This is a genomic window from Streptomyces sp. NRRL S-87 (assembly GCF_000719335.1).
Taxonomy (GTDB): domain Bacteria; phylum Actinomycetota; class Actinomycetes; order Streptomycetales; family Streptomycetaceae; genus Streptomyces.
The window spans coordinates 1-15,805 of the sequence record NZ_JOGB01000095.1; the positions used below are offsets into that span (position 1 = coordinate 1).

Genomic DNA, 15,805 nt, shown 5'->3' on the forward strand with positions numbered 1-15,805 from the left:
AAAGCCCCAGGGGTGGGCCTGCCGCAGGGCCTGCAGGCCATGACGGGTCAAGAGGCGAGGGGACCCACACACCACGGGACGGCCCCACGAAGCGAGAGCTCACCCCGACACCGATACGCCCACGCAGCCCGCCCTGGCCCCACCGCGGGCCTCCGCCCCCGCCCGCCCCACGGCCCCCGCCCCGCCCCACCACGGGCCAGCGCCCCCACCACGGCCCCCACCACGGCCCCCACCACGGACCCCGCCCCCACCCTCGACGAGCCGACACTTGTCACAACCCCCGGCTAGCCTTTTCTCTCGTGTCCACGCGCCTCACCGATCCCGAGCAGCTCAAGTCGCTCCTCGGGATCCCCTTCACCCCGGAGCAGACGGCCTGCATCACAGCGCCGCCCGCGCCGCAGGTCATCGTGGCCGGAGCCGGGTCCGGGAAGACGACGGTGATGGCCGCCCGCGTCGTCTGGCTGGTCGGCACCGGGCAGGTGGCCCCCGAGCAGGTGCTGGGCCTGACCTTCACCAACAAGGCCGCCGGGGAGCTCGCCGAGCGCGTCCGCGCCGCCCTGGTCAAGGCCGGCGTGACCGACCCGGACCCGGCTCCCGGCAGCGACGCGGCCGCCGCCGGCGAGCCCCGCATCTCGACCTACCACGCGTTCGCCGGCCAGCTCCTGAAGGACCACGGCCTGCGCATCGGCCTGGAGCCCAGCGCCCGGCTGCTCGCCGACGCCACCCGCTTCCAGCTCGCCGCGCGCGTGCTGCGCGAGGCCCCCGGCCCGTACCCCGCCCTCACCCGCTCCGTCTCCGAGCTGGTCTCCGACCTGCTCGCCCTCGACGCGGAGCTCTCCGAGCACCTGGTCGACCCCGCCGACCTCCGCGCGTACGACACCGAGCTGCTCGACCGGCTCGCCAGGACCAAGCTCACCAACGAGGAGCTGCGCAAGGTCCCGGCCACCGCCGCCGCCCGCCTCGAACTGCTGGAGCTCACCGAGCGCTACCGCGCCGCCAAGCGCTCGCGCGACCTGCTCGACTTCAGCGACCAGATAGCCCTCTCCGCGCGGCTGGCCACCACCCGCCCCGAGGTGGGCGCGCTGCTGCGCGAGGAGTTCCGGATCGTCCTGCTCGACGAGTACCAGGACACGTCCGTGGCCCAGCGGCTGCTCCTGTCGGGACTGTTCGGCGGCGGCACCGGGCACGCGGTGACCGCCGTCGGCGACCCCTGCCAGGCCATCTACGGCTGGCGGGGCGCGTCCGTGGCGAACCTGGACGACTTCCCGGAGCACTTCCCGTACGCCGACGGCCGCCCCGCCGACCGCTACTCCCTCAGCGAGAACCGGCGCAGCGGCGGCCGGCTGCTCGACCTCGCCAACGGCCTGGCCGCCCCGCTGCGGGAGATGCACGAGGGCGTCGAGGCCCTGCGCCCGGCCCCCGGCGCCGAGCGCGACGGCTTCGTGCGCTGTGCGCTGCTGCCGACCCATGCCGAGGAGCTGGACTGGCTCGCCGACTCGATCGCGCACCAGGTCCGCACCGGCAAGGCGCCGGGCGAGATCGCCGTGCTGTGCCGCTCCGGCGCCGACTTCCCCGCCATCCAGGCCGCGCTCGTCGCCCGCGACGTCCCGGTCGAGGTCGTGGGCCTGTCCGGGCTGCTCCACCTGCCCGAGGTCGCCGACCTGGTCGCCGTCTGCGAGGTGCTCCAGGACCCGGGCGCCAACGCGTCCCTGGTCCGCCTCCTGGTCGGCCCCCGCTGGCGGATCGGTCCCCGCGACCTCGCGCTGCTGGGCCGCCGCGCCAGACTGCTGGTCGCCGGCCACCGGGGCGAGCGCGAGGACCGGCTGGCGGCGGCGGTGGAGGGCGTGGACCCCGCCGAGATCGTCTCGCTGGCCGACGCGCTGGACACCTTCCTCGACGGCGGCCCCGACGACGGGCTGCCGTTCTCGGCGGACGCCCGGGTGCGGTTCGCCCGGCTCGCCGCCGAGCTGCGCGAGCTGCGCCGTTCCCTCGCGGACCCGCTGATGGACGTACTGCACCGGGTGCTCGCCGCCACCGGCCTCGACGTGGAGCTCTCCGCCTCGCCGCACGCGCTCGCCGCCCGCCGCCGGGAGACCCTCGCCAACTTCCTGGACGTGGCCGCCGGCTTCGCCGCCCTCGACGGGCACAGCTCGCTGCTGGCCTTCCTCTCCTTCCTGCGCACGGCCGCCGAGTACGAGAAGGGCCTGGACAACTCCCTGCCCGGCGGCGAGAACACCGTCAAGGTCCTCACCGCCCACAAGTCCAAGGGCCTGGAGTGGGACGTCGTCGCCGTCCCGTCCCTGGTGTCCGGCGCCTTCCCGTCCGACAAGGCCCGCGAGTCCTGGACCGCACAGCCCCAGGTGCTGCCGCACGCCCTGCGCGGTGACGCCGCGACGCTGCCGGACGTGACCGGCTGGACCTCCGCCGCGCTGAAGGCGTACAAGGCGGACATGAAGGAGCACGCGGCGCTGGAGGAGCTGCGCCTGGGCTACGTCACCTTCACCCGCCCGCGCTCGCTCCTGCTGGCCTCGGGCCACTGGTGGGGCCCCAGCCAGAAGACCGTCCGCGGGCCGTCGGCCTTCCTGGAGGCTCTCCAAGCGCACTGCGCCGCGGGCTACGGGGAGACCGAGAGGTGGGCCGACCGGCCCGAGGCCGGGGGGGAGAACCCCGCCCTCGCCGAAACCGTCCAGGACGCCTCCTGGCCGCTGCCGCTGGACCGCGCCTCCTTCCGGCTGCGCCGCCGCGCCGCCGACCTCGTGCTGGCCCATCTCGACGCCCTGCGGAGCCGGCCGGAGCCGGCCCCCGCCGACCCCGCCCCGCCCGCCGACCCGGACACGGACTACCTGTGGCCCCCGCACTGCGAGGAGCCCCTGCCGTACGAGGACGAGCCCGTTCCTTACGACGACGAGCCCGGCCCCTACGACGTCGGCCCCGACCCCTGGGCCGACGCCCCGCACGCCCCGCACGCCCCGTACGCCACCGACGACTCCGACGACCCCTGGGGTCCGGACGAGGCCCACGTCCTCCCCGCCCAGGCCCACGCCCTCCCCGCCCCGGCGCGGTCCGCCGTGTCGACGGTCCCGCGCGAGCCGGGGACCGGTGTGCCCGTACCCGCCCCCCGGCCCGGTGCCGAGGCCCCGGTACCGGCCCAGCGCAGCGGACCCGACGCGCCCGGCGACCACGGCCTGACCCCCGAGGAGCGGCGGCTGGCGGCCTCCTGGGACCGGGACCTCGACGCCCTCGCCGGCGAGCTGCGGCGCTCCCGCGCGGCCGTGCGCGACGTACCGCTGCCGCCGTCCCTGTCCGTCTCGCAGCTCCAGCGGCTCGCCGCCGACGAGGAGGGCTTCGTCCGGGAGCTCGCCCGGCCCATGCCCAAGCCGCCGCAGCCCGCGGCCCGCCGTGGCACCCGCTTCCACGCCTGGGTGGAGTCCCGCTTCGACGAGCTGGAGCTGCCCCTGCTCGACCCCGACGAGCTGCCCGGCAGCGACGCCGAGGTCGCCGACGAGCGGGACCTCGAGGCGCTCAAGGCCGCCTTCGAGCGCAGCGAGTACGCGGCCCGCACCCCGTACCGCATGGAGGTCCCCGTCCAGCTGACCCTGGCGGGCCGGGTGGTCCGGGGCCGGATCGACGCCGTCTACCGGACCGAGGACGGCGGGTGGGAGATCGTCGACTGGAAGACCGGTCACGGCACCCAGGCCGACCCCCTCCAGCTGGCCCTGTACCGGCTGGCCTGGGCGGAGGCGCAGGGCGTGGACCCGGCGCGGGTGACGGCGGCGTTCCTGCACGTGCGCAGCGGCCGCGTCATACGCCCGGCCCGGCTGCCCGGTCGCGCCCGTCTTGAGCGGATCCTCCAAGGCAAATCGGGCGCGGAAAGCCGGGCCGGTGGGGACGGCTAGGCTCGGGGGTATGAGCCAGACCCCGGACAGCGCCGTCCGCGCCTTCATCGACGACCACCGCGCCGCCTTCCTCGACGACCTCGCCGAGTGGCTGCGCATCCCCTCCGTGTCGGCCCAGCCGGCCCACGACGGGGACGTCCGGCGCAGCGCCGAGTGGCTGGCCGCCAAGCTCACCGCGACCGGCTTCCCGGTCGCCGAGGTGTGGCCCACCCCCGGCGCCCCCGCGGTGTTCGCCGAGTGGCCCAGCGGCGACCCGCAGGCCCCGACCGTGCTGGTCTACGGGCACCACGACGTCCAGCCCGCGGCCCGCGAGGACGGCTGGGACACCGACCCGTTCGAGCCCGTGGTCGTCGACGGCGCGCGCCTGCACGCCCGTGGCGCGGCCGACGACAAGGGGCAGGTCTTCTTCCACACCCTGGGCGTGCGCGCGCACCTGGCCGCCACCGGCCGGACCGCTCCCGCCGTGAACCTCAAGCTCCTCATCGAGGGCGAGGAGGAGTCCGGCTCGCCGAACTTCCGCGACCTCGTCGAGCGCGAGGCGGCCCGGCTGGCCGCCGACGTCGTGATCGTCTCCGACACCGGCATGTGGTCCGAGACCACCCCGACCGTGTGCACCGGCATGCGCGGCGTCGCGGACTGCGAGGTCGAGCTGTTCGGGCCCGACCAGGACATCCACTCCGGCGCCTTCGGCGGGGCCGTGCCCAACCCGGCCACCGTCGCCGCCCGCCTGGTCGCCGCCCTGCACGACGAGGACGAGCGGGTCACGGTCCCCGGCTTCTACGACGGGATCACCGAGCTCTCGGACCGCGAGCGCGAGCTGATCGCCGAGCTGCCCTTCGACGAGGCGCAGTGGCTGCGCACGGCCAAGTCGTACGGGACCCTCGGCGAGGCCGGGTACTCGACGCTGGAGCGCGTCTGGGCCCGCCCGACGGCCGAACTGAACGGCATCGGCGGCGGCTACCAGGGCCCCGGCGGCAAGACGATCATCCCGCGGAGCGCGCAGCTGAAGCTGTCGTTCCGACTCGTCTCGGGCCAGGACCCGTACGTCATCGAGGCCGCCGTGAAGGACTGGGTGGCGGCGCGGATCCCGGCCGGCATCCGGCACGAGATCGTCTTCGGGGCCCCGACCCGGCCCTGCCTGACGCCGCTGGACCACCCCGCCCTGCAGTCCGTCGCCCGGTCGATGGGCCGTGCCTTCGGGCAGCCGGTCCGCTACACGCGCGAGGGCGGCTCGGGCCCGGCCGCCGACCTCCAGGACGTACTGGGCGCGCCCGTGCTGTTCCTGGGCATCTCGGTGCCCTCGGACGGCTGGCACGCGCCGAACGAGAAGGTCGAGCTGAACCTGCTGTTCAAGGGCGTGGAGACGGCCGCCTACCTGTGGGGCGACCTCGCCGAGCACTGGAACGCCGACGCATGACCGCCGACGCATGAGCGCGGCGGCCCGGACGGGGACCGGGACCGGAGGCGCGGACGCACCGCACCGCTCCGGCCCTGTGCCGCACCGCCCCACCGCACCTGCTGACGCCGCCCGCGCCGCACCGCCCGGCATCCGCACCACGTCCGCCCATCCACCGACAACGGGGGAGTTGGAAGCACCTGTGAGCACGAGCACCTCGACCGGGAACCCGGGCCGCACCACCGACCGGCCCATCTCGCTGACCGCGCCCAGCGGCGTCGACCGGGCCGCGCACCACCGGCTGGACGAGGCCTGGCTGGCGGCCGCCTGGAGCCACCCGAGCACCCGTGTGTTCGTGGTCTCCGGCGGTCAGGTGCTGATCGACGACACCCCCGACGGCGGCACCGGGATCGTGATGACCCCCGCCTTCGAGGCGCCCCCCACCGAGACCCACCGGTACTTCCTCGGCACCGACGAGGACGGTGTGAGCTACTTCGCGCTGCAGAAGGACGCCCTGCCGGGTCGGATGGACCAGTCGGCGCGGGCCGCCGGGCTGCGCGAGGCCGGGCTGCTGCTGGGCCCGCGCGACGCCGGGCTCATGGTCCACGCGGTGGCGCTGGAGAACTGGCAGCGGCTGCACCGCTTCTGCTCGCGCTGCGGCGAGCGCACCGTTGTGGCTGCCGCTGGCCATGTGCGGCGCTGTCCGGCCTGCGGGGCCGAGCACTACCCGCGCACCGACCCCGCGGTCATCATGCTCGTCACGGACGAGCACGACCGCGCCCTGCTCGGCCGGCAGGTGCACTGGCCGGAGGGCCGGTTCTCGACCCTGGCCGGCTTCGTCGAGCCGGGCGAGTCCATCGAGCAGTCGGTGGTCCGCGAGGTGTGGGAGGAGGCGGGCGTCCGGATCGGCGAGGTCGAGTACGTCGCCAGCCAGCCCTGGCCCTTCCCGTCCAGCCTGATGCTGGGCTTCATGGCCCGCGCCGTGAGCTCCGAGATCAACGTGGACGGCGAGGAGATCCAGGAGGCCCGCTGGTTCTCGCGGGCCGAGCTGCGCGAGGCCATCGAGGCCGGGGCGGTGCTGCCGCCCTCGGGCATCTCGATCGCGGCCCGGCTGGTGGAGCGCTGGTACGGCGAGCCGCTGCCCCGGCCCCTGGTCACCGCAGCCGCCCTCTGATCCACCCGCGCCGCCCGCGGCCGGACGTGCGTGGAGCCCCCGGGCGGGGGCTCCACGCACGTGTGCGGTGCGGCGATCAGACCGCGAGGGCCTGCTGCACCTGGGCCAGGCTGGGGTTGGTCATGACCCGCTCGCCGCCCGACGCGCCGACGACCAGGACGGTCGGGACGGTCTGGTTGCCGTCGTTCGCCTTCTCGACGAACGCCGCCGACTCCGGGTCCTGCTCGATGTTGATCTCGGTGTACGCGATGCCTTCGCGGTCCAGCTGGGACTTCAGCCGGCGGCAGTAGCCGCACCAGGTCGTGCTGTACATCGTCACGGAACCCTGCATGGCGGGTGCGCTCCTTCGGGCCTTCGGGGGACGGGGTCATGACGGGACCGGCTCGGCCGCTGGGGTTGGCCGGGTCGGTCCCACACAGAGGAACGCACGGGGTCCCCGGGACATTCCCGCGGGAAAGCCCTGGCCAGAGCTCTGCGCATCAGAAGCCGCCGGTCGTACACGTACGACCGCACCCGCACCCCTGTGGACAACCGTCCCGGCCGCCGCACCGGACCTGGCAGCATGGCAGGTGTGACAGCAGCAACGCCTCTCCCGTCCTTCCCTTCCGCCGCGGAGTCGGCCGACGCGGTGCTCCTGGGCCTGGACCCGGAGCAGCGCGAGGTCGCGACCACGCTGCGCGGCCCGGTGTGCGTCCTCGCCGGAGCCGGTACGGGCAAGACCCGGGCGATCACCCACCGCATCGCGTACGGCGTGCGCGCGGGCATCCTCCAGCCCGCCAGCGTGCTGGCCGTCACCTTCACCAACCGCGCCGCCGGCGAGATGCGCGGCCGCCTGCGCGGCCTGGGCGCCGCCGGGGTCCAGGCACGCACGTTCCACTCGGCCGCGCTGCGCCAGCTCCAGTACTTCTGGCCGCGTGCGGTCGGCGGCGACCTGCCGCGGCTCGTGGAGCGCAAGATCCAGCTGGTGGCGGACGCGGCTGCCCGCTGCCGCGTCCGCCTGGACCGGAACGAGCTGCGCGACGTCACCGGCGAGATCGAGTGGGCCAAGGTCACCCAGTCCACCCCCGCCGACTACCCGGCCGCCGTCCGCAAGGCGGGCCGCGAGGCCCCCCGCGACCCGGCCGAGATCGCCCAGATCTACGGGATGTACGAGCAGCTGAAGCGGGACCGCGTCATGATCGACTTCGAGGACGTGCTGCTCCTCACGGTCGGCATCCTCGAGGACCGGCCCGACATCGCCGACGTGGTCCGCAGCCAGTACCAGCACTTCGTGGTCGACGAGTACCAGGACGTCAGCCCGCTCCAGCAGCGGCTGCTGGAGCTCTGGCTCGGCGACCGCGACAGCCTGTGCGTGGTCGGCGACGCCAGCCAGACGATCTACTCCTTCACCGGCGCCACCCCCGACCACCTCCTGGACTTCCGCACCCGCTACCCGCAGGCCACCGTGGTGAAGCTGGTCCGCGACTACCGCTCCACCCCGCAGGTGGTGCACCTGGCCAACGGGCTGCTCGCGCAGGCCCGCGGCCGGGCGGCCGACCACCGGCTGGAGCTCGTCTCGCAGCGCGAGCCGGGCCCCGACCCGGTCTTCACCGAGTACGCCGACGAGCCCGCCGAGGCCGAGGGCGTGGCCCGGCGGATCCGCGGCCTGATCGACGCCGGGGTGCCGGCCGGGGAGATCGCGGTCCTCTACCGCATCAACGCCCAGTCGGAGGTCTACGAGCAGGCCCTCGCCGACGCCGGGGTGCCCTACCAGCTGCGCGGCGCGGAGCGCTTCTTCGAGCGCGTCGAGGTCAAGCAGGCCATCGCGAACCTGCGCGGCGCCGCCCGCTTCGGAGCGAACGACGCCGTCCTCGACGACGTCGTCGAGCTGCCCGCGCAGGTCCGGGCCGTGCTGAGCGCGAACGGCTGGACCCCCCAGCCCCCGGCCGGCTCGGGGGCCGTGCGCGACCAGTGGGAGTCGCTGGCCGCCCTGGTCCGCCTGGCGGAGGACTTCTCCCGCGGCCGGTCGCGCGAGGTCACCCTCGCGGACCTGGTCGTCGAGCTCGACGAACGGGCCGCGGCCCAGCACGCCCCCACCGTCCAGGGCGTCACGCTCGCCTCCCTGCACGCGGCGAAGGGCCTGGAGTGGGACGCGGTGTTCCTGGTCGGCCTGACCGACGGCATGCTGCCGATCACGTACGCGAAGACCGACGAGCAGATCGAGGAGGAGCGCCGCCTCCTGTACGTCGGGGTCACCCGGGCACGCCTGCACCTGGGCCTGTCCTGGGCGCTCTCGCGCTCTCCGGGCGGCCGGGCGACCCGGCGGCCCAGCCGCTTCCTGAGCGGCCTGCGGCCGGGCTTCCGGGCCGGCGGCAGCCGCTCGCCGGGCGCCTCCGGGGTCATCGAGCGGGGCCGGGCGCGCGGCCGCCGGGGCCCGGTGCTGTGCCGGGTGTGCGGCAGGACCCTCACCGACGCGGGAGAGATGAAGCTCATGCGCTGCGAGGAGTGCCCGTCCGACATGGACGAAGGGCTCTACGAGCGGCTGCGCGACTGGCGCGCGGTGCAGGCGAAGGCCCTGGGACAGCCGGCGTACTGCGTCTTCACGGACAAGACGCTCATGGCGATCGCCGAGGCCGTGCCCCACGAGGAGGGCGAGCTCGCCGTGATCTCAGGCGTGGGTGGACGCAAGCTCGACCGCTTCGGAGCCGATGTCCTGGCCATCTGCGCAGGTCAGGAGCCTGGTGAGGGGGAGGGGGCCGACGCGTAGAAACTCGTCGGAAAAATAGTTTGCACATGCCCCGCACATCCCCATAGGTTCTTAGCAACGGAAACGGTGGCTTCTGAGAAGCCTCCGCTCCGTGCTGTACTTGTCCGAATACACGGGACGGGCCGAGAGGCCGGTCCCCGAGACGCCGAGAGGAGGCGAGACCCGTGATCAGCTTCAACACCGTCACCAAAATGACCGATCGCCCGGTCGCCGCTTCCTCCTGCCTGCGTGATTCCAAGCTCGTCGCCTTCACCTCCGGTTTCCAGGGCACCGGTCTGTCCGCGATCTCCGCGATCAGCCCCGTCTCCCTTGCGACCCTGCCCGTCCGCGAGCGGATCGAAGGCAATGAGCGACCGACCCAGGCCCCGGCAGCAGTAGTGGCGCAGGCACAGGCCTATGCCTTTGCCGCCACCGGTGCCGGACACCCGAAGCAGACGACGCAGCACCACACGATGTGGGCCTTCCGTGGGCTCGAACCCTGGAGTGATCCAGCCTGATCTGATCAGGCCGGCGCCTTCAGGGCCGCGGAACCCCACCCGGGATCCGCGGCCCTTCTGTTTGTCCCCCGACGGGACGACGGAGCGAAGGGGCCTCGGGACTGGCAGCACCCGGTACCAGCCGAACACCGGCCCACCAGGCCGGACCGACCAGACGAGGAAAGAAACCACCGTGCAACTCGAAGCGCACGCCCCGTCCGTACCGCCCTCCCACTTGACCTCTCCGCCCGCAGTCCCGGAGGACTCCGCCTTGACTCCGCTCACCGCGCTCACCGCGCTCGACGACGCCATCGAGAACCTCGGCGTGCCCGTCCCGTGCCGTACCTACGACCCCGAGGTCTTCTTCGCCGAGTCCCCGGCCGACGTCGAGTACGCCAAGTCCCTCTGCCGCACCTGTCCGCTGGTCGAGGCCTGCCTCGCCGGCGCGAAGGAGCGCCGCGAGCCCTGGGGCGTCTGGGGTGGCGAGCTCTTCGTGCAGGGCGTGGTCGTCGCCCGCAAGCGTCCCCGTGGCCGTCCGCGCAAGAACCCGGTCTCGGCATGAACGCCCGCGGCACGATCGACCGCCCCCTCACGTACGACCCCCTGAAGCAGGCCCCGATGACCCCGCACGCCAGCGAGCAGCCCTCCGGCTCCGCCCACACCGACTTCACCACTCCCGGCGCGAAGCTCTCGCGTCAGAACAGGACCCGCGAAATGCAACTCATCCCAGAAGCCCTGGCTCGTGCTCATATGCACGAACGGATGCGCGAGATCGACGCGGAACGGCAGGCCGTCCGTCTGATCAACGCCCGCCGCATGCAGAAGCGCGCCGAGCGCGTCTCGATGCGGGCCCGCCGCGCCCTGGCCATGGCGGTCATGCACTGATCAGCTCCGGCTGACTCGCCCCACCGTGGGGACCGGTCCGTCAGGACCGGTCCCCACGGTGCGTTGCGCAGGCGCACCCCGGTGCGGCGGCGATATCGTCTGGTGGTGGACCAGCACACTCCCCACCCCGCATCCCCGGGTCCCGGAGCCGGGACCGTCGTGTGCGCCCGATGCGGCAAGCACAGCCCCGAGGGCGCCCCGCCCACCTGGACCTGCTCCGTCGAGAACGGCACCCGCCAGTACTTCTGCGACGACTGCGCCCGGGCCAACATCCGCGCCATCGAGGGCAGACTCGACTCCGCCTGGTGGTGACCCCGCCCCGACTCAGTCCTCCGGCAGGAACCCCGGCAGCCAGGACTCCAGCTCCTCGCGCAGCCGGACCGTGGCGCCGAGCTGGCACAGGACGCCGATCGTGCTCAGCGTGACGCGGTGGATCAGGAGGTAGGCCGGCGGCAGGTTGAGCTGCTTGCCCAACTGGTGTGCGGGGGAGCGGGGATCGGCGATGCGGGCCGCCTGGCCGCGGATCCAGCCCCGGGTGAACGTGAACTCCTCCACCAACGCCGGCTCGATGATCGGCCGCAGGTACTCCAGTACCGCGTCCGGGTCGAGCTCGATGGAGTCCTTCACGAAGCCCTCCGCGCACAACTGCCGGTAGACCTCGTCCCCGTCCCCCGCCAGGGCCATCCGCAGCGAGGTGCCGATGGTGCGCGGCAGGCCGCCCGGAAGCCGGTCGACCGTGCCGAAGTCCAGCACGCCCAACCGCAGTCGGCCGTCGTCGTCCGCCAGCAGCCGGAAGTTGCCCGGGTGCGGGTCCGCGTGGAGCAGCCCCGTGCGCGCGGGTCCGGAGAACAGGAAGCGGGCCAGCAACTGCCCGGCGCGGTCCCGCTGCTCCGGTGTGCCGTCGGATATGACCTCCGAGAGCGGTGTCCCCTCCATCCACTCGGTGACGAGCACCTGTTCGCCCTGGTGCACCACGTCCGGCACGACCACGTCCGGATCGCCCGCGAACACGTCCGCGTGCGACCGCTGGGACTCCGCCTCCAGCTCGTAGTCCAGCTCCTCCTCGATGCGGCTGCGCATCTCGCTGATCAGCGGCTTGAGGTCCATGCCCGGGATCAGCGGTCCCAACAGCCGGGCGAAGCGCCCCAACTGGGCCAGGTCCGACAGCAGTGCCTCGCCGGCGCCCGGGTACTGGACCTTGACGGCCACCTCGCGCCCGTCGTGCCACACCGCCCGGTGCACCTGCCCGATCGAGGCCGCAGCAGCGGGCTTGTCCTCGAACTCCAGGAACAGCTCCCGCCAGTCCGGCCCCAGCCGCTCGGTCAGGACCTGGTGCACGGTCCCGGCCGGCAGGGGCGGCGCCGCCTCCTGAAGCTTCGTCAGTGCGGCCCGGTACGGCCCCGCCACCTCTTCCGGCAGGGCCGACTCGAAGACGGACAGGGCCTGCCCGAACTTCATCGCGCCGCCCTTCAACTCGCCCAGGACCTTGAACAACTGCTCGGCGGTGCGCTGCTGGAGCTCGCGCGCCACGATCTCGGCGGACTTGCCGCCGATCATCTTGCCGAGCCCCCACGTCGCCCGCCCCGCGATGCCCAAGGGCAGCGCGGCGAGCTTCGCGGTACGGGTGACCGCCTTCCGGGGAAGATCAGACATACGCCCCTCCAGATCCCACTCAGCCGCGCCGCGAGCGGCGGTTACCCGGCCATTGTGTCGTGTGGCTCCCGCCGGCCGGCGGAGTGCTCCTCCGGTCCACCGCCCACCGCCCCGCAGGGGCAGTCGGGATGGGGCACCAGCACGGTCCGCCGCCAGTCCAAGCCGGGTAGCGCCGCCTCCCAGCGCGCCCCCGCCGAGGCCGGCAACTCCCCGTCCAGGAACGCCAGGGCGTGCGCCGCCGCCAGCCCCGCGACCGCCACGGCCAACCCCATGTCGCAGGCCGGCCCCGCCCGGCCCCGGCCCGATCGCCACTGGGTGAGCAACCGCGGCCAGGCCGGATCCCGGTCCACCCGCTCCCGCTCCATGCACCCGGCGCACGCGGTGTCCCCGGGCAGCACGAGGGGGCCCACGATGCCCGTCCCCTCCAGCACTCCCGCGTACAGGTGTGGGGTGCCCGACGCGAGCCAGTCCGCGGACCGGCCCGGATCGGGCGCGTGGGCCTCGATCCCCTCCCGGGGAGCGACCACCACGAGCCCCGGCCGGGCGGCCCCGTCGGGCTCCGGCCCCCGGCCCCGACCGGCGCCGGGGCCCCTGCCCCGGTCGCCGCCGGGTCCGCGCTCGGGCGCCGATTCCCGTACCAGCTCCGCCCCCGCCACCGCCCGCCGCAGGCCCACGGCCTCCGGGGGCATCCCACCCGGTACCGGATCGCCCGGCTCGACCACGCCGCCGTCCATCACCTCCACCCTGCCCACCCCGGCACCCGAGAGCACCGAGGCGATCACCGCCCCGACCCGGCCCAGCCCGCGCACCTGGACCCGCGCGCCCCGTCGGGCCGCCAGCGCGCGCAGGGCCCCGCCCGGCTCCCGCCGCCGCAGCGACAGCGCACCCAGGTCCGGCCGCAGCCGCTCCATCAGCTCGATCCGGCGGCGCACCGACTGGGCCGCCGCACCGCCCGCGGTCACGTCCTCCAGCAGCCCCGCCTTCGCCAGTCGGGCCACCAGCTCGTCCGCCCGGCCCTCGGGCAGGCCCAACACACGCGCCCGCTCCCGCAGCGCGGGCGGCCCGAGCGAGCCGTCGAGCTGCTCGATGAAACTGCCCGTCGCCATGTCGATCGGCCCGAGCACGACCGCCTGCGCCGGCGTCACGCCGAACTGCACCGTCTGGAGGTCACGCCAGGCCCGCACCAGTGCGGGCTTCACCTTCGGATACATCGCACGCCCCCTCGTCCCCGCAGGTCACGCGCCCATGGGGGAGCGCGTGCCCGTCCGCCGCAGCGCGTCCGTCACGGCCCGCGACCCGCACGAGCCGTGCGGGCAAAGCGAGCATGCCGGGCCGCCCCCAACCCCCGCTCCGAGTTATCCACAGCACACAGGAATTAAGGCTATTAATAGTTCAAAACCGGCACGCGTAGGACGTCGGTCAGGGCCACCCGGTACCGTCGTGGGGTGTCCGCCGATCCCCCGCAGCGCGCCGTCGAAGTCCGCCGGAGCGCGCGCCGCCGCAGGACCGTCTCGGCCTACCGCGAGGGCGACCGTACGGTCGTCCTCATCCCTGCCCGCATGTCGGAGGCCGAGGAGCGGCGCTGGGTGGGCGTGATGCTGGACAAGCTCGCAGCGCAGGAGAGTCGCCGCAGCCTCGGTGACGCGGAGTTGACCGAGCGGGCCGCACAGCTGTCCGGTCAGTACCTCGGCGGCCGTGCGCGCCCCCGCGTGGTCCGCTGGGTCACCAACCAGAACACGCGCTGGGGCTCCTGCACCCCCGCCGAGGGCAGCATCCGGCTCTCCCACCGCCTCCAGGGCATGCCGGAGTACGTGGTCGACTACGTGCTGCTGCACGAGCTGGCGCACCTGCTGGTCCCGGGCCACGGCCCCCGCTTCTGGGAGCTCCTGGAGGCGTACCCGCGTACCGAGCGGGCCCGCGGCTACCTCGAGGGCGTGGTCGCCGCCGACCGGCTGCCGCACCTGCCGGCCCCGCGCGAGGGCGGCGGCCCGGACGCGGCGGTCTGACTCCCGTCGCCTGCGGCGGCACGCGATCCGGGTTCGGTCGGGTCGCCGGCCACGTCCAGGGGGTCCCGCCGACCTCCGACGTCCCGTGCCGTCCCGGGGGTCGCACGGGACGGCACGGGAACGAGGACCCGCCACCGCGGACAGCTCCCTGGTGAAGCCGGTGACCTGCCGCGTCCCGTCCCGGCCCGCCGCCTCCCGCCGCCGTGCGGGACCGCCCCGGGACGCCTGGGACGGCGGGACGGAGGCCTGCCCTGCCTAGGGTTCTGGCTGTCCGGACCGGTCCCGAGGCGCTCTCCGCCCGGCCCCGGCCGGCACCTCCTGTGCCACGCACCATTCCTCAGTCACCGAACCGAAGGCTGGTCCAGCATGCCCATGAACTCCCTCACCCGTACCGCAGTCCTCGCCGGTGCGGCGACCCTCGCCCTGACCGCGCTGACGGGGACCGCGGAAGCCCGGGTCGGAGCCCCGTACATCGGTTACGGCCAGGCCAACAACGGCTCCGCGGTGTGGTGCGTGCAGCACCAGGTGAACGCCTTCTTCAAGAAGAGCGCCCCCTGGCACGAGCAGATCTCCGAGGACAGCCGCTTCGGCCCCCAGACGGACGAGGCCATCCGCTTCTTCCAGCGCGAGGTGAAGCGGGACCTCTCGCCGAGCATGGACGTCGACGGCATCGTCGGGCCCCTGACCGGCACGTACCTGCTCATCCTGGGCGACCCGGTGTACGGCCGTGACGGCAACGGGGAGGGCTACTGCGAGGACTACCTGCCCACCTACAACTAGTGGCCGGGCCGGAGGCCTCCCGCTGGACCTCCGCGACCCCTCCGCCCCGCGGACGCCGGACCACCCCGGCTGACGAGCCGTGAAATGTACCGTCTCCGTACCGGCCCGGCCGGATCCCGGCGGCTGCCGTTAGCCTGGCCGTACGCATTCAACCGGGACGGGGGCGGGCTTCACGCATGGTCAGGGAATTCCAGCGCGGCCACAAGGCGAGGATCAGCGACCTCACGGCGGGCACCGACCTGTACGTCGGTGTCCGCATCGAGGGCCCCGGACTGGCCTTCGACATCAGCTGCTTCGGCCTCGACGCGGACGAACGGCTCTCCGACGACCGGTACTTCGTCTTCTACAACCAGCCGAAGTCGCCCGAGGAGTCCATCCAGCTGCTCGGCCCGCAGGCCGGCGACACCGAGTCGTTCCGCGTCACCCTGGACCGGATCCCGGACGCCGTCCGCACGCTGTCGTTCACCGCGACCATCGACGGCAGCGGCCAGATGTCGCAGATCGGATCCGGCCACATCCGGATCGTCGCGGGCGGCGAGGAGGTCGCCCGGTACGCCTTCACCGGCGCGGAGTTCAGCACCGAGCGGGCGGTGATGCTCGGCGACTTCTACTTCAAGGACGTCTGGCGGTTCGCCGCGGTCGGCCAGGGCTTCGACGGCGGACTCGACGCGCTGCTGAAGAACTTCGGCGGCGAGGTGGCCGAGGAGGTGGAGCAGGCGCAGCAGGCCCCGGCCGCCGCACCCCCCGCCTTCGCCCCGCCGCCCGCCCCCGCCCCCGCCCCGCAGCCCACGCC

The 15,805-nt window shown here is 74.1% G+C and carries 13 protein-coding genes and 1 pseudogene; 11 read left to right on the forward strand and 3 right to left on the reverse strand.

Annotated features, from left to right (window positions below; genetic code table 11):
* Nucleotides 1-299: 299 nt before the first annotated feature.
* The 3 genes from IF43_RS0134195 (at nt 300) to nudC (ending at nt 6,466) form a co-directional block, all read left to right on the forward strand.
* Entirely contained in the window at nt 300-3,896 is a 3,597-nt protein-coding gene (locus tag IF43_RS0134195; RefSeq protein ID WP_030210261.1) for a UvrD-helicase domain-containing protein, read from the forward strand.
* Nucleotides 3,897-3,906: 10 nt separating this feature from the next.
* Nucleotides 3,907-5,313, forward strand: a complete 1,407-nt coding sequence (locus IF43_RS0134200; RefSeq protein ID WP_030210264.1) for a dipeptidase — start codon at nt 3,907-3,909, stop codon at nt 5,311-5,313.
* 181 nt (nt 5,314-5,494) lie between these two features.
* Nucleotides 5,495-6,466, forward strand: a complete 972-nt coding sequence (nudC, locus tag IF43_RS0134205) for an NAD(+) diphosphatase (RefSeq protein ID WP_030210268.1) — start codon at nt 5,495-5,497, stop codon at nt 6,464-6,466.
* Between the two features lie 76 nt (nt 6,467-6,542).
* Here the strand turns inward: nudC and IF43_RS0134210 are convergent, their stop codons facing one another.
* On the reverse strand, nt 6,543-6,797 hold the full coding sequence (locus tag IF43_RS0134210; protein ID WP_030210271.1) for a mycoredoxin: 255 nt from the start codon (nt 6,795-6,797) through the stop codon (nt 6,543-6,545).
* Between the two features lie 191 nt (nt 6,798-6,988).
* On the opposite strand from IF43_RS0134210, the pseudogene IF43_RS0134215 reads away from it, so the two are divergent.
* The 5 genes and pseudogenes from IF43_RS0134215 to IF43_RS40145 form a co-directional block, all read left to right on the forward strand.
* A pseudogene (locus IF43_RS0134215) lies at nt 6,989-9,212 on the forward strand (ATP-dependent DNA helicase UvrD2); the annotation flags it as partial.
* A 191-nt stretch (nt 9,213-9,403) separates the two neighbouring features.
* Nucleotides 9,404-9,709, forward strand: coding sequence for a hypothetical protein (locus tag IF43_RS0134220; protein WP_030210277.1), 306 nt, complete (start codon nt 9,404-9,406; stop codon nt 9,707-9,709).
* Between the two features lie 172 nt (nt 9,710-9,881).
* Complete coding sequence (locus IF43_RS0134225; RefSeq protein ID WP_030210282.1) at nt 9,882-10,250, forward strand: WhiB family transcriptional regulator; 369 nt, start codon at nt 9,882-9,884, stop codon at nt 10,248-10,250.
* Nucleotides 10,247-10,573 carry a hypothetical protein gene (locus IF43_RS0134230; protein ID WP_030210285.1) on the forward strand — a complete coding sequence of 109 codons (327 nt, stop codon included), beginning with the start codon at nt 10,247-10,249 and terminating at the stop codon, nt 10,571-10,573. Before IF43_RS0134225 ends, IF43_RS0134230 begins: the two co-directional genes overlap by 4 nt.
* A 105-nt stretch (nt 10,574-10,678) precedes the next feature.
* The gene (locus tag IF43_RS40145; protein WP_078910669.1) at nt 10,679-10,885 is read left to right on the forward strand and encodes a hypothetical protein; all 207 of its coding nucleotides are present in this window, start codon (nt 10,679-10,681) and stop codon (nt 10,883-10,885) included.
* 12 nt (nt 10,886-10,897) lie between these two features.
* Here IF43_RS40145 and IF43_RS0134240 read toward each other — a convergent pair whose 3' ends face one another.
* Together IF43_RS0134240 and IF43_RS0134245 are read right to left on the reverse strand one after the other, a co-directional pair.
* Entirely contained in the window at nt 10,898-12,226 is a 1,329-nt protein-coding gene (locus tag IF43_RS0134240; RefSeq protein WP_030210289.1) for an AarF/ABC1/UbiB kinase family protein, read from the reverse strand.
* 41 nt (nt 12,227-12,267) lie between these two features.
* Nucleotides 12,268-13,437: a TOMM precursor leader peptide-binding protein gene (locus tag IF43_RS0134245; RefSeq protein WP_030210292.1), complete on the reverse strand. Its 1,170-nt coding sequence runs from the start codon at nt 13,435-13,437 to the stop codon at nt 12,268-12,270.
* A gap of 234 nt (nt 13,438-13,671) precedes the next feature.
* On the opposite strand from IF43_RS0134245, the gene IF43_RS0134250 reads away from it, so the two are divergent.
* The 3 genes from IF43_RS0134250 to IF43_RS0134260 all read left to right on the forward strand — a co-directional run.
* Complete coding sequence (locus IF43_RS0134250) at nt 13,672-14,232, forward strand: M48 family metallopeptidase (protein WP_030210295.1); 561 nt, start codon at nt 13,672-13,674, stop codon at nt 14,230-14,232.
* A 366-nt stretch (nt 14,233-14,598) separates the two neighbouring features.
* On the forward strand, nt 14,599-15,012 hold the full coding sequence (locus tag IF43_RS0134255) for a peptidoglycan-binding protein (protein ID WP_030210298.1): 414 nt from the start codon (nt 14,599-14,601) through the stop codon (nt 15,010-15,012).
* A gap of 176 nt (nt 15,013-15,188) precedes the next feature.
* A partial coding sequence (locus tag IF43_RS0134260) for a TerD family protein (protein ID WP_030210301.1) occupies nt 15,189-15,805 on the forward strand: 617 nt, incomplete at its 3' end.

Excerpts from the sequence above, each read along its gene's own strand:
- IF43_RS0134200 (WP_030210264.1), top strand. The coding sequence starts at position 3,907 with ATGAGCCAGACCCCGGACAGCGCCGTCCGCGCCTTCATCGACGACCAC.
- IF43_RS0134210 (WP_030210271.1), bottom strand. The coding sequence starts at position 6,797 with ATGCAGGGTTCCGTGACGATGTACAGCACGACCTGGTGCGGCTACTGC.
- IF43_RS0134220 (WP_030210277.1), top strand. The coding sequence starts at position 9,404 with ATGACCGATCGCCCGGTCGCCGCTTCCTCCTGCCTGCGTGATTCCAAG.
- IF43_RS0134230 (WP_030210285.1), top strand. The coding sequence starts at position 10,247 with ATGAACGCCCGCGGCACGATCGACCGCCCCCTCACGTACGACCCCCTG.
- IF43_RS0134240 (WP_030210289.1), bottom strand. The coding sequence starts at position 12,226 with ATGTCTGATCTTCCCCGGAAGGCGGTCACCCGTACCGCGAAGCTCGCC.
- IF43_RS0134245 (WP_030210292.1), bottom strand. The coding sequence starts at position 13,437 with ATGTATCCGAAGGTGAAGCCCGCACTGGTGCGGGCCTGGCGTGACCTC.
- IF43_RS0134255 (WP_030210298.1), top strand. The coding sequence starts at position 14,599 with ATGCCCATGAACTCCCTCACCCGTACCGCAGTCCTCGCCGGTGCGGCG.